We start from the raw sequence: 13754 nt of genomic DNA, 5'->3' as shown, positions 1-13754 counted from the left end.
ACCGGCTTATCGCCGACGGAACAGTGGCATGGGCTCGTCAGATGACGATTGATAGGTCACTGAAAAGTCTTTCAGACCCTGCAAGGCCTCGTACGGGTCCTTGTCGGGGCGAATGGCAAATGCATCGAAGCCACAGCGATGCAGGTAGAACAGTTGATCGCGCAGCACGTCGCCAATGGCCCGCAGTTCGCCTTTGTAACCGTAGCGGTCACGCAGCAGGCGGGCATTGGAGTAGCTGCGGCCGTCGGTGAAGGCCGGGAAGTTCAAGGCGATCACCTGGAAACTGGCCACGTCGTCGCCAATTTCTTCGGCTTCTTCATCGCTGTCCAGCCATACGCCAAGGCCGCCATCACGGGCCTTGAGTGCATGCCCGTGTTCACGCCACAGCGCCAGCGGCACGATCAGGTCGTCGCAGTTGGAGATTTCGTCAAAGCTCGCGTCTTTTGGCAGCAAGTGCCAGGTTTCGTCGATGACTTCGTTGTTCTTAATGATTCGCTGCATAGACGCGCTCCTTGAAGGGATCGATGCCAATACGTTGATAAGTGTCGATGAAACGCTCGTTTTCGATACGTTTTTCAACGTAGACATCAATCAGCTTTTCAATCACATCCGGCATCGCATCCTGTGCGAACGAAGGACCGAGAATCTTGCCCAGGCTGGCATCGCGACTGGCGCTGCCGCCCAGGGAAACCTGGTAGAACTCGGCGCCTTTTTTGTCGACGCCCAGAATACCGATATGACCGACGTGGTGGTGACCGCAGGCGTTCATGCAACCGGAAATGTTCAGGTCCAGTTCGCCGATGTCGAACAGGTAGTCGAGGTCGTCGAAGCGGCGCTGGATCGATTCGGCAATCGGGATCGACTTGGCGTTGGCCAGGGAGCAGAAGTCGCCGCCGGGGCAGCAGATAATGTCCGTCAGCAAACCGATGTTGGGCGTGGCAAATCCTTGCTCGCGCAGCTCGCCCCACATGGCGAACAGCTGGCTTTGCTCAACATCGGCCAGGATGATGTTTTGCTCGTGGGAGGTGCGCAACTGGCCAAAGCTGTAGCGATCGGCCATGTCGGCAATGCCGTCCCATTGCTTGTCGGTCACATCGCCTGGTGCTACGCCAGTCGGCTTGAGCGACAGGGTAACAGCGACATAGCCCGGCTTTTTGTGGGCCAGGGTATTGCGCGTGCGCCAGCGGGCAAAGCCCGGGTGCTGCTGGTCGAGCTCAGCCAGTTCAGCGCTGAAATCCGGCAGGGTCTTGTAGTCAGGGTCGACGAAGTGCCGGGCAATACGCTGGACTTCGGCTTCGGTCAGGGTGTTCGAGCCGCCGCGCAAGTGAACCATTTCGGATTCGACACGTTCGGCGAACACTTCAGGCGTGAGTGCCTTGACCAGAATCTTGATCCGCGCCTTGTACTTGTTGTCCCGGCGGCCATAGCGGTTGTAAACCCGCAGGATCGCTTCGAGGTAGCTCAGCAAGTCTTGCCACGGCAGGAATTCATTGATGAAAGCACCGATGACCGGGGTACGGCCCAGACCGCCACCGACCAGGACGCGGAAGCCCAGCTCGCCGGCTTCGTTGTGCACCGGCTCTAGGCCGATGTCATGCACTTCAATGGCGGCGCGGTCAGAGGAAGAACCGTTGATCGCGATTTTGAATTTGCGAGGCAGGTAGGCGAATTCGGGGTGGAAGGTCGTCCATTGACGGACGATTTCGCACCAAGGGCGCGAGTCGATCGCTTCATCGGCTGCAACGCCCGCGAACTGGTCGGTGGTGACGTTGCGCAGGCAGTTGCCGCTGGTTTGAATGGCGTGCATTTGCACGGTCGCCAATTCTTCCAGGATGTCCGGAATGTCTTCCAGTGCCGGCCAGTTGAATTGCACGTTCTGGCGGGTACTGATGTGGGCATAGCCCTTGTCATAATCGCGAGCGATCTTTGCCATCATTCGCGCCTGGCGCGAGGTCAGTTGACCATATGGCACAGCCACGCGCAGCATGGGCGCAAAGCGCTGGACATAAAGGCCATTTTGCAGGCGCAGGGGGCGGAACTCTTCTTCGCTCAGCTCACCGGCCAGATAGCGTCGGGTCTGATCCCGGAACTGCTTGACGCGGTCCTCGATGATCCGCTGATCGTACTCGTCATATACGTACATATAGGTCCTGTTCTCAGGCTGCTAACAGCTTATCTGCGCGCACGGCCGCGCACTCCCCACGGAGCGAGGCACGATACCAGTTTGTAGTTATGCGCAAAAGTGATGTTTAAGCATATGCAAAGAACAAAAACGACTAAAAAACCAGGTGACTCAAACACTTACTTGTCGAAAGGTCATTGCTGGACTTTACTGGTTTGAAGTCTTCAAGCAATCACCCATAAAACCGAAAAGAGGCGATGCGATGAGTACTCCCGTCAAGGCGCGTAAAAGCGACAGCAAGGTCGATGCATGGGCCATCCTTTTATTGATCATTCTGGTGGTGTCGACTGCGGTGTTTTGGGTCAGCCATCAATAACCCTTTCATGACCGCCTGATTCACAGAAAACCGGGTTCCCCGGGGAGTCAGGCACTGACCTGCATCCTGCGGGTTGTTTCGCGTGCCTGTGGCAAAGCGTTTATACGCCTGCCAGGTGCAGGATCAGCTTGACGATGGCGAACAGTGTCAACGCGAAGAGGGTTGTGAACACAAGGCCCAGGATCAGGAAGTGCCCGGGTTTGCCGTGTGTAAAATCGCGGGTGCGGTTTTTCGCGCTTTGCACACCAAACGCAGCAGCCACCACGCTGTGGAGCATTTGCCAGAACGTAGGCGGCTTGTTCTCTGGATCGTCCATGGAGCGCTTGAGCCTTGTGCCGTAACGAGGGTCTCCTCAGGATAGTCAACTTTTCGTGCGGCGCTGTCCGCATCGGCTGTCTGCGATAACCCAGTACCTCTTTTCGCACCTCCAATCATGATGAATTGGTGTTCCTTCTCATGTCATAAGGAACATGCATCATGTCGGAACCCTCCCGAGCCTCTCACCAGGGGCTCCATGCCACCTTTATCAAGCAGCGCTTGCCCGACTGGGTGGAACACCTCTCGGCTCCCCACATCAAGGCAATGACCCGTGTGCGCGACCCTGTACAGGGTTTCATGGCGGCCAACCCCGAGCTGTTTACCCGCGCCACCCTCGAGTTGCGCCAGGCCTTGCTCGACAGTCAGGCCCGCCGCGCGGCCTCCCATCACAGGCTGGCGGTGACGCTGAAGGGGCTCAAGGGCATTACCGAGTTTGCCAGGCCGTTGCTGACCGAGGCACTGCAAAAGCATTTCGGTCTGGACGTAGATGTCATTCAGACCCGCCTCTATCACCTGCATGCACCCAACCGCAAAGAGGAACAGACACTGCTGCAGGCCGCCTTGCGCAACTTTGAGGCCGGTGAGCGCTTCGATGAAGTCGCCTTGCAGGAAACCAGTGCGCTGGCGCCTGCCGGGGCCCTTGAAAAACAGTACCTCGGTGAACCTGACCGCTCCGGTACCGGGCCAGTGCGTTACCGCATTCGCGACAAGCTGGCGATCAAGCCCGAGGCCTTTGCGCAACTGTGCCGCGAGCTGGATCTGGGGCGCCAGTATCAGGATCATTTGCGCAGCGTGTTCGAGGCCCCCACCACTGCCGGGCGTGTGCGCGAGCAAATGGTGACGGCAAACAAGGACAACCTTCGGCTCCAGACGCACATGGCCCGCCTGCGATCGAATATCAGCGACTCGGCCCGGGCCACCTTGCTGGAGATTCTCGACGGCGCCCCGGCGCCCCTGTTCGATGGTCACCCGGTGGTCTTCAGCCAGCTACAACTGCTGGGGGCGGATTTGAGCGAGATTCTGATCATTGGATCGTCGGTGCGTAACCTGGACACGGTGTGGTACGGCCTGGGCAGCCTGGCCGTGCCGCTGCCGCCGCCTTTTATCGGGCAGAGCGAGGATGACACGCGGATCATCGTTTACATTCCGGGCGATCCCTTGAACCCGGTCAAGGAGCACGCCTCACTCAGCGCTTTTGTTGCGGATCTGGCGCGCAATCTGCGCAGGGCGGACTATCAGCGATTCTTCTCCGGGTTTGTGGCCCAGGACCAATCGGCTGATTTTTTTCGTCGGCTCAAGGCGCAACTCAAGATCCGGCAATGGAACCCCAACCCGGTGTATCCAGGGCCCCCTTATAACCCGGACGCATTTGCGGGCGGGATCTATGAAGAAGTCTGGAATCCGCAGGTCGATCTGCGGGCCGTTGAGAACTTTCTGAGTACCGAGGCCTTTCATGAGGTGTACGACCGCCACCTTTCCCGGATGAAAGCCAACGCGCGCTTGCTGGCCGTGCCCGTGGCCGAAGTCGACCACAAGGCGTGGATCGCGCGGCTCGAACATTTTGCCCAGTGGGGGCTGAACGTACTGAATGTGGCGGCCTTCTTCGTCCCGGGGCTGGGGGAGGTAATGTTGGCGGTGACGGCGGTTCAGCTGTCGCTTGAGGTCTATCACGGCATTCAGGCCTGGCAGGTCGGGGATGCCGCACAGGCCTGGGACTACCTGGAGTCGTTCATGCTCAACGCGGCCTTCATGGCTGCGCTGGCCGGGGCGGGGGCCGCGACAAGAGCACCGGAAATCAAGCCCGACAGCCTGGTCAACCGTTTTGTCCGGGTGGAGCTGCCCAACGGTCAGTCGCGGCTATGGAAGCCAGACCTGACCCCTTATCGCAGCGACGTGGTGCTGGATGAACGTCGCGTCCCCAATGCCCTGGGGCAGTACGAAATCGAGGGCAGGGTGTTTATCCGCCAGGAGGGCCATGTTTACGAAAAGACCTGGGACCCGGCCATTGACGCGTGGCGGATCAAGCACCCGACCGATCCGGCTGCGTACCAACCGGTGCTGGAGCACAATCACGCCGGTGCCTGGCGTCATGCATTCGAGCGCCCGCTGGAATGGGATCGTCCGACCTTGCTGCGGCGTCTGGGGCCTGTGGCAGAGCCTTATACCGACCTTGAGCTGGCGCAAATCGCCGATATCAGCGGGATCGATGATGACGCTCTGCGCAAGATGCACGTTGAGCATGAGGCGCCGCCGCCATTGCTGGCGGAAGCTTTTCGCCTGTTCAACACCGACCGGCAGGTCAACCAGTTGGTCGAGCTGGCACGCAGCGCAGAGCCGGTGTCGGACAACCGCTACAACTATGTCCTGCCGATGGTGATCGACATGCCGGGCTGGCCCTTCGGTCGGGTGATCGAGGTCTTCGAGGATGCGGCCCTGACGGTCAAGCTCGATCAGTACGGGCTGGCGCCAGGCCTGGCCAGGCCTGCGATCAGGGTAACAAGGGCCCAGGTTGCCAGCAGCCAGTTACCCCGTCTGATTCTGGCCGCGCTGGATGAGCAGGAGATTATCGGCTTGCTCGGGGAAGAGGGGGCTCGGGTCGAGGGTGAGCGCACTGACGTATTCAGGGCGAATATCGCGGATTTTCTGCAGGCGCAAAAAACCTCGATTTTCGACAGCATTCATTTGGGGACGGAGCCTTCGATACCGGAAATGAGCGTACTGCGGCGCAACATGCCCGGGCTGTGCGTCGACGCGGCCCAGGCGTTGCTGAATGACGCATCGGAGGTTGAGCGTACGAGCCTGCGTGACCATCGGCGCATTCCGTTGCGCCTGGCCGAGCAGGCTCGCGTGCTGGTGCAGCAGGGCCGCTTGAACCGGGCCTTTGCCGGTCTGTACCTGGACAATCTGCATTCAGCCGACACGGACCGTCTGGTGCTGCATGCCCTGGAAAAGCTGCCGGGTTGGTCAAACAACCTGCGTCTGGAGGTGCGTGAGGCCCATGTGGACGGACGTTTGCTCGACAGCATCGGCAGCGAAACCGCGCCCGCCCGCAAATACCTGGTCCGGCGCGGCAATCAGTTCCAGGCTTATGACGATGACAGCAACACACTGAACAGCGTGCCACGCACCGGTCGAAATCTGTTCGCCTCGGTGATGCACGCATTGCCCGATGATGTCCGCCAGGGGTTGGCGCTGCCCCATGTCGGCCAGACGGCGCAGTTGCGTATCGCCGTGCGCGACTATGCCGTCGGGCACCGCACTGAAATGTCCCGGGTGTTGGGCCAGCAACCGATCAAGCCCCGCTTCAAGGCGCCACAGCCTGGCTATAAGGGCTACTTGCTCAGCGGCCGGGGCAGCGGGGTGCCGCGACTGGATGCCTCGCTGGTTGCCAGGGTACGGGACACCTACCCGAACCTGAGTGACGAGGTGGCCAGCGAATTTGTACATGATCAGTTTCTTTCAGGCAAAACCGATCAACAGGTGTACACCCTTTTAAACAACCGGGCTCGTGAACTGCAGGCGCTGAGCGACACACTCGAGACATGGGTGGGCGGCTCGGGACGGTCGCAGGCATCACGCCGCGTGCTGGCCAACAGGCTGATCGACTGCTGGCGTTCGACCCCCTGGCGCGGACGGCCTGCCGACGCTTACCTGGACCTGTCCGGGGCCGACGGCCTGGCGCCGCTGGCGGCAGATTTTTCCCATGTCAGGGCCCTTAACCTGAACCTCGCCGAACTGAGCGGTCCTTCAGTGGCAGGGCTGCTACGGCAGTTCCCCGAGGCCAGCCGCCTCGATCTGTGGCTGGGCCCTGACATGGCGCTGCCCGAGTCGATCACCGGCCAGCGGCACATCACCGAGCTGCGCCTCGAAGGCATGTTCTCCCCGGCGTTGCAGGCTTCATTGAGTGCCATGCCGCACCTGGAGAAACTCAGCATCCATGCCCGGATGCAGGCTCTCGATGTGAGCGGTCTGCCTCAACTGCGCAGCCTGACGCTCAAGCATCTGATGCAGTGGCCGGACGGGGTTCTGCAATTGGAACACCTGCAAAGCCTGGATCTGCGCGCCAGCCCGATCAGTACGCTGCCGGAACCCTTGCTCGGCGGCCATGAACAGGTGTGGCGAGGGCTGAGGATGGACTGGGCGACGCTGGATCATCCATCGTTCATGTCGGCTTATCGCTTCCTGCGCGGTAACCCTGCGCATCTCGCTGACATTGAGCAGGTGGCGCAGGCCTATTGGCAGAATGCCTTGAAGCATCTGGTGCTTGAACCTGACCAGCTCGACCAGGTTTTTTTCAGGCGCCCCCGGACCCGTATCGTCGAAGGGTTTGCCCCGCGCGCCCTGGACGAGGGCATGTCCACCGAGTCGATGCTCGAGCGCGTCAGGCAACTGCGGGAGGAAAAACAGGCACTGGTCCGGCAATTGACCGAGTGGTGGCCGAGGGAGGTTCGGGTTGATCGCCAACGGGTTGACATTGAACACCGCCTCGAAGTTGCCAGTCGGCTCCTCAGCGGTTGGCGCGATGGTGTCCGCCTGCGCTTTGGTCCGGAGCAGGAGCTGTCGACGCAATCGGCATCACGGAGCAGGCTGTACCTGTCAGGAGGACGACTGGGAGATCTGCCCGAGCTGTCCGCGGCGACGTATTCGCATATCCGGCACCTGGAACTGTCCGGTGCGCGAGTACCGGAGCCTGTGCTCAGCGCCTTCTTGCGCAACTTCCCACAGCTTCGGCAGCTGAATCTGGACTTTAACGGGCTGGTTGAACTGCCATCGGTCATCGATGAACTGCCTCAGCTGACCGAGCTGTTCGTGAATGTCAACGAGCTGCGCTACACCCCGGCCCTGCAGGCTCGCCTGAACCGGCTGAACTCGCTTGAGGTGCTGTGCTTGCGCGGCAATCCGCTGGAACAGCTCGACGTCAGTGCGATGACCCGCCTGCGGGTACTGGATCTCGGGGCCACGGCCTTGCACGAATGGCCTGCGGGTGTTGAAGCACTGTCATCGCTGCGCCGGCTCGATCTGGAGCGCAGTTCGATTACCTCGATTCCGCCGGCGCTGCGCAACGGGCATGACGCCTTGCTGGCCATGACCAGCTTGCGCGGCTGCCCGCTGACAGAGGAGGCGTTCATGCTCCGCCAGCAAATCCTTGAGCGTTACTATGGCCGGTCGTTAACGTCCGATCGAAGCAACTGGGGAACGCCACAGTATTACCCCCCCGTCGACAGCGAGTCGATGATCGAGTCGCATCTGCTGCCGGCATTGCCCAAGCCGGAGCTGGGGCAAGCCCTGACCGCCATTGAGCGCTTGAGCGAACTTGACCCCGTCATGGGCCGGGAGGAGGCGACCCGTATCATCGACAGGTTGCGGGGGCAGGGCCTGGACGCGGCAGGTATCGAGGCTCAGCTCAGCGCCTGGCGTGAAGCGCATGAGGCCCTGACCGGTACGCTCAATCAATGGATCCTGATCAATGCCCACGACGTCGCGGGCGTCAGGGTTTCGGCGCTGAGTCGCCGACGTGCCGCAGACGCCATTCTGGGTTGTTGGCGGCAGGAGATTCGCGCCGGGCTGCCCGAGGCCGCGGATGTGCTCGATCTGGCCGATATGCCGCTGGGGGACTTGCCAGCCTTGCCCTGGGTGTTCAATCAGGTTGGCACCTTGAATCTGCGCGCCGTGAAACTGAGCGAGCAGGGCTCCGATGGGTTTATCAGTGCGTTTCCCGCGGTGCGGCGGCTGGTGCTCGACAAGAACGATCTCGACAGCTTGCCTGCCGCGATAAACGGTCTGCAGCGCCTTGAGCAACTGGACGCCGGCGGCAATGACCTGTTGATGAGCGAGGCCTTGCAGCAGCAGCTCGACAGCCTGTCCGGTCTTATCTCCCTCAATTTGTCGGACAACGCCTTGAACGCACTGGATGTGCGCGCCCTGTCCCGGCTCGAGAGCCTTGACCTGAAGAACAACAACCTGACTGACTGGCCCGTCGGTGCCTTGCAGTCGACGACCCTCAAGACCCTGAACCTGTCGGGTAACCGCTTCACCACGATCCACGAAGAAACCCTGTGGGCCAATGAAACCCGGATCCGGGCGCAGGCCATTGATCTGTCCGATAACCCTTTGACCCAAGCGTCGTTTGTGGCAATGCGCAACGTATTGATCGACGCCGACATCAACCTGGGTTATCGGCAGGATGAACTGGACCTGAATGTCTGGACGTCGTCCGAAGGGGAGATTTCCTCTGATGAAGACCTCGATACTTCGGGCGACGAAGAAGGGCTCAGTGAAGAACACCCCGGCCTGTGGTTGTCCGGCAAGGAAGCGGACCTGGCTGAAAAAACGGCCCAGTGGAATGCGCTCAAGGCACAGGACGACAGCCGGGCATTTTTCCACTTGCTCTCGCAACTGCAAGTCACCAAGGACTTTGCCGTGGCGCGGGATGACCTGACACGACGTGTCTGGAAAGTGATCGAAGCTGCTGGTAGCGATGAACAACTGCGCAATGAGCTGTTTATCCGCGCCCGCTCGGGCTACACCTGCGGCGACGGGCGCATCCTGTTGTTCAGTGATCTGGAGGTCAAGGTGCTTGAGTTCAACGCCTTGAAGGCAGCCCCGAAGGAGGAGCAAGGTCGAGAGCTGTTGAAACTGGCGCGCGGCATGTTTCGTCTGGGCAAGGTCGAAGAGATTGCCTTGGCTGCGAGCCGTCGCAACCCGAGGGTTGACCCGGCGGAGATTCGTCTGGCGTATCGCATCGGCTTGACCGAGCGCCTTGAATTGCCCGGTCAGCCCGCCGACATGCTGTACCAGAACCTGTCGCGGGTAATGCCGGAAGACATCAACGCGGCTTACGCTGAAGTGATCGAAGCCGAGCACACGCCCGATTTCATGACTCAGCTGCTGGGCCGGGAGTATTGGGTGAGGTACCTGAAGCGAAAATACCCCACGGAGTTTGAAGCGGTGCAGCGGCGTCGGGATGTGAAGTTCGAAGCTCTGGAAGCGCGGCATCCTGAGTTCGATGAAGGGCATTTCAATGCGCTGACAGCGCTCAAGCAAGAAACCACTGCCGAGGAAGGGCAACTGGTGCTGACGCTTTCACAGAGGGAGCGCGCCGAGATTGGTATCTAAACACTGAAACGAAGCGCGGGTTTGTGTGCGCGTGCACACAAACCCGCAGTCCGCGGTTTAGTTGTCGTAGCCCAGGTTCGGGGCCAGCCAGCGTTCGGTGATGCTCAGGTCCTGGCCTTTGCGTGCCGTGTAGCTGTCGATCTGGTCCTTGTCGACCTTGCCCACTGCAAAGTATTGCGCTTGCGGGTGAGCAAAGTACCAGCCGCTGACGGCGGCGGCCGGGAACATGGCGTAGTGCTCGGTGAGGAATACGCCGCTTTTGCCGGCACGCATTTCTTCGGCTTGCGGGTCGAGCAGCTTGAACAGCGTGCCTTTTTCGGTGTGATCCGGGCAGGCCGGGTAGCCCGGGGCAGGGCGGATACCGCTGTATTGCTCCTTGATCAGTTCTTCATTGCCCAACTGCTCGTCTTTGGCGTAGCCCCAGTACTGCGTACGGACTTGTTGGTGCAGCCACTCGGCACAGGCTTCAGCCAGGCGGTCGGCCAGGGCCTTGACCATGATCGAGTTGTAATCGTCGCCGGCATCCTGATAGGCCTTGGCCACTTCTTCGGCACCGATCCCGGCGGTGGTGATAAAACCACCCACGTAATCGGTCACGCCGCTGTCTTTGGGCGCCACAAAGTCGGCCAGCGAGAAGTTCGGCTTGCCATCGGTCTTGATGATTTGCTGGCGCAGGTGATGCAGTTTGGCCAATGGCTGGCCATCATCTGCGTACAGCTCCAGATCGTCATGGTTGACCTGATTGGCTGGCCAGAAACCGAAGACGGCCCGGGCACTGATCAGCTTCTCGTCGATCAGCTTGGCGAGCATTTCCTGTGCATCGGCATACAGCGCTGTGGCGGCTTCACCCACCACTTCGTCGGTGAGAATGCGCGGGAATTTGCCCGCCAGGTCCCACGAGATGAAGAACGGAGTCCAGTCGATGTATTCGGCCAATACCTTGAGGTCGATATTGTCCAGCACCTTGGCTCCGGTGAAGGTCGGCTTGACCGGCTGGTAGGTGCTCCAGTCAAACTGCGGCTTTTTCGCCACCGCAGCCGCGTAGCTCAAGCGCTCGGTGCGGGCGCTGCGGTTGGCGGTACGCTCGCGGACTTCAATGTACTCAAGGCGGGTTTTCTCGACGAAGCCGGCCTTCAGCTCTTTGGACAGCAACTGCGTGGCAACCCCCACGGCGCGCGAGGCGTCGGTGACGTAGATCACGGCATCGTTCTGGTACTTGGGTTCGATCTTGACCGCGGTGTGGGCCTTGGATGTGGTTGCGCCGCCGATCATCAGGGGCAGGTGGAAGTCCTGGCGCTGCATTTCGCGGGCGACGTGGACCATTTCATCCAGCGACGGTGTGATCAGGCCCGACAGGCCGATGATGTCGCACTTTTGCTCCTTGGCGACCTGGAGGATTTTTTCCGCCGGGACCATTACGCCGAGGTCAACGATGTCGTAGCCATTACAGCCCAGCACCACGCCGACGATGTTCTTGCCGATGTCGTGCACGTCGCCTTTGACCGTGGCCATCAGGATCTTGCCTTTGGCTTCCGGCTTGTCGCCTTTTTCCAGTTCGATGAACGGAATCAGGTGGGCCACGGCCTGTTTCATCACGCGGGCGGACTTGACCACCTGCGGCAGGAACATTTTGCCGGCACCAAACAGGTCGCCGACGATGTTCATGCCCGCCATCAGCGGCCCTTCGATCACTTCGATCGGGCGGGCGAAAGACAGGCGCGATTCTTCGGTGTCTTCAACGATATGGGTGGTGATGCCCTTGACCAGAGCATGCTCCAGGCGCTTGTTGACTTCCCAGCCACGCCACTCTTCGGTCTCGGCTTCCTTGACGCTGCCGTCGCCCTTGTACTTGTCGGCAATGGCCAGCAGGTTGTCGGTGGCGTCCGGGGTGCGGTTGAGTACCACGTCTTCCACGGCGTCGCGCAGTTCGGCGGGGATCTGGTCGTAAATTTCCAGCTGGCCGGCGTTAACGATACCCATGGTCAGGCCATTGCGGATCGCATACAGCAAAAACACCGAGTGGATCGCTTCGCGTACCGGGTTGTTGCCACGGAACGAGAACGAGACGTTGGACACGCCGCCCGACGTCAGGGCATACGGCAGCTCTTCGCGGATGTAGGCACAGGCGTTGATGAAGTCCACAGCGTAGTTGTTGTGCTCTTCAATGCCGGTGGCCACAGCGAAGATGTTCGGGTCGAAAATGATGTCTTCCGGGGGGAAGCCCACTTCGTTGACCAGAATGTCGTACGAGCGTTTGCAGATTTCTTTTTTACGCGCTTCGGTGTCGGCCTGGCCGGCTTCGTCGAAGGCCATCACCACCACCGCAGCGCCATAGCGCTTGCACAGTTTGGCGTGATAGATGAACTGCTCGACGCCTTCTTTCATGCTGATCGAGTTGACGATGCCCTTGCCCTGGATGCACTTGAGGCCGGCTTCGATCACTTCCCACTTGGAGGAGTCGATCATGATCGGCACCCGGGAGATGTCCGGTTCGCCGGCAATCAGGTTGAGGAAGGTGACCATGGCCTTCTTCGAGTCGAGCATGCCCTCGTCCATGTTGATGTCGATGATTTGCGCACCGGCTTCAACCTGTTGCAACGCGACTTCAAGGGCTTCGGTGTAGTTGTCCTCACGGATCAGGCGGGCAAAACGCGCCGAGCCGGTGATGTTGGTACGTTCACCGACGTTAACGAACAGAGACGATCGATCGATGGTGAATGGTTCCAGGCCTGAAAGACGGCAGGCCTTGGGGATATCCGGGATCTGGCGCGGCGCATAACCGGCCACGGCCTTGGCAATGGCCTCGATGTGGCCTGGCGTGGTGCCGCAGCAGCCACCAACGATATTGAGGAAGCCGCTTTGGGCGAACTCTTCAATGACCTTGGCGGTTTCGGCAGGCAGTTCGTCGTATTCGCCAAACTCGTTCGGCAGGCCCGCGTTGGGGTGAGCCGACACGTAGGTGCTGGCCTTGTTCGACAGTTCTTCGAGGTAGGGACGCAACTCCCGGGCACCGAGGGCGCAGTTCAGGCCGACCGAGATCGGCTTGGCGTGGGCGATGGAGTTCCAGAAGGCTTCGGTGGTCTGGCCCGACAGTGTGCGGCCGGAAGCATCGGTAATGGTGCCGGAGATCATGATCGGCAACTCGACACCCAGCGCTTCAAATACGCCCTGCACCGCGAAAATGGCGGCCTTGGCGTTAAGCGTATCGAAAATGGTTTCGATCAGGATCAGGTCGGCGCCGCCTTCGATGAGGCCTTTGGTGGCTTCGGTGTAGTTGTCCACCAGTTCATCGAACGTGACGTTGCGATAGCCCGGGTTGTTCACATCCGGCGACAACGAGCAGGTTCGGCTGGTCGGGCCGAGCACACCGGCGACAAAACGCGGCTTGTCCGGGGTTTCCAGGGTTTTGGCGTCGGCCACCTTGCGGGCCAGGCGTGCGCCTTCTACGTTGAGTTCGTAGGCAAGCGACTGCATGCCGTAGTCGGCCTGGGAAACCTGGGTGGCGTTGAAGGTGTTGGTTTCGAGAATGTCGGCACCGGCATCCAGGTACGCCTTCTCAATGGCGCCGATGACATCGGGGCGGCTGAGGATCAAAAGGTCGTTGTTGCCTTTGACATCGCTCGGCCAGTCGGCAAAGCGTGTGCCACGATAGTCGTGTTCCTCTAGACGGTAGCTTTGGATCATAGTGCCCATGCCGCCATCGAGAATCAGAATGCGCTCTTTGAGGGCGTGCTGAAGTGCTTGGAGACGAGCGCTGCGGTCAGACATAGGACTACCTGTTAGAGCCATGCAAAAGATGCCAAATCATAACAAACCTGCGTG

The 13754-nt window shown here is 60.3% G+C and carries 5 protein-coding genes; 1 reads left to right on the top strand and 4 read right to left on the bottom strand.

What is annotated here, in order from left to right; translation table 11 throughout:
• Positions 1 to 6: 6 nt before the first annotated feature.
• The 3 genes from AWM69_RS09610 to AWM69_RS09600 all read right to left on the bottom strand — a co-directional run bounded on the left by AWM69_RS09610 (position 7) and on the right by AWM69_RS09600 (position 2814).
• The gene (locus tag AWM69_RS09610) at positions 7 to 501 is read right to left on the bottom strand and encodes a DUF934 domain-containing protein (protein ID WP_218726419.1); all 495 of its coding nucleotides are present in this window, start codon (positions 499 to 501) and stop codon (positions 7 to 9) included.
• The gene (locus tag AWM69_RS09605) at positions 485 to 2143 is read right to left on the bottom strand and encodes a nitrite/sulfite reductase (RefSeq protein WP_218726417.1); all 1659 of its coding nucleotides are present in this window, start codon (positions 2141 to 2143) and stop codon (positions 485 to 487) included. Before AWM69_RS09605 ends, AWM69_RS09610 begins: the two co-directional genes overlap by 17 nt.
• A 455-nt stretch (positions 2144 to 2598) precedes the next feature.
• Entirely contained in the window at positions 2599 to 2814 is a 216-nt protein-coding gene (locus AWM69_RS09600) for a DUF2970 domain-containing protein (RefSeq protein WP_131653994.1), read from the bottom strand.
• Between the two features lie 161 nt (positions 2815 to 2975).
• Between AWM69_RS09600 and AWM69_RS09595 the strand changes: the two genes are divergently transcribed.
• Complete coding sequence (locus AWM69_RS09595; RefSeq protein WP_218726415.1) at positions 2976 to 9932, top strand: NEL-type E3 ubiquitin ligase domain-containing protein; 6957 nt, start codon at positions 2976 to 2978, stop codon at positions 9930 to 9932.
• Between the two features lie 57 nt (positions 9933 to 9989).
• On the opposite strand, the gene metH is transcribed toward AWM69_RS09595, so the two are convergent.
• Positions 9990 to 13700 (bottom strand): methionine synthase, encoded by a 3711-nt coding sequence (metH, locus tag AWM69_RS09590; RefSeq protein ID WP_218726414.1) that lies wholly within the window; start codon positions 13698 to 13700, stop codon positions 9990 to 9992.
• Positions 13701 to 13754 lie beyond the last annotated feature (54 nt).

This window comes from Pseudomonas sp. D1HM, assembly GCF_019266105.1.
GTDB classification, from domain to species: domain Bacteria; phylum Pseudomonadota; class Gammaproteobacteria; order Pseudomonadales; family Pseudomonadaceae; genus Aquipseudomonas; species Aquipseudomonas taetrolens.
The sequence above is the reverse complement of the archived record's forward strand: the minus strand, read 5'-3'. Positions and strand labels throughout refer to the sequence as shown.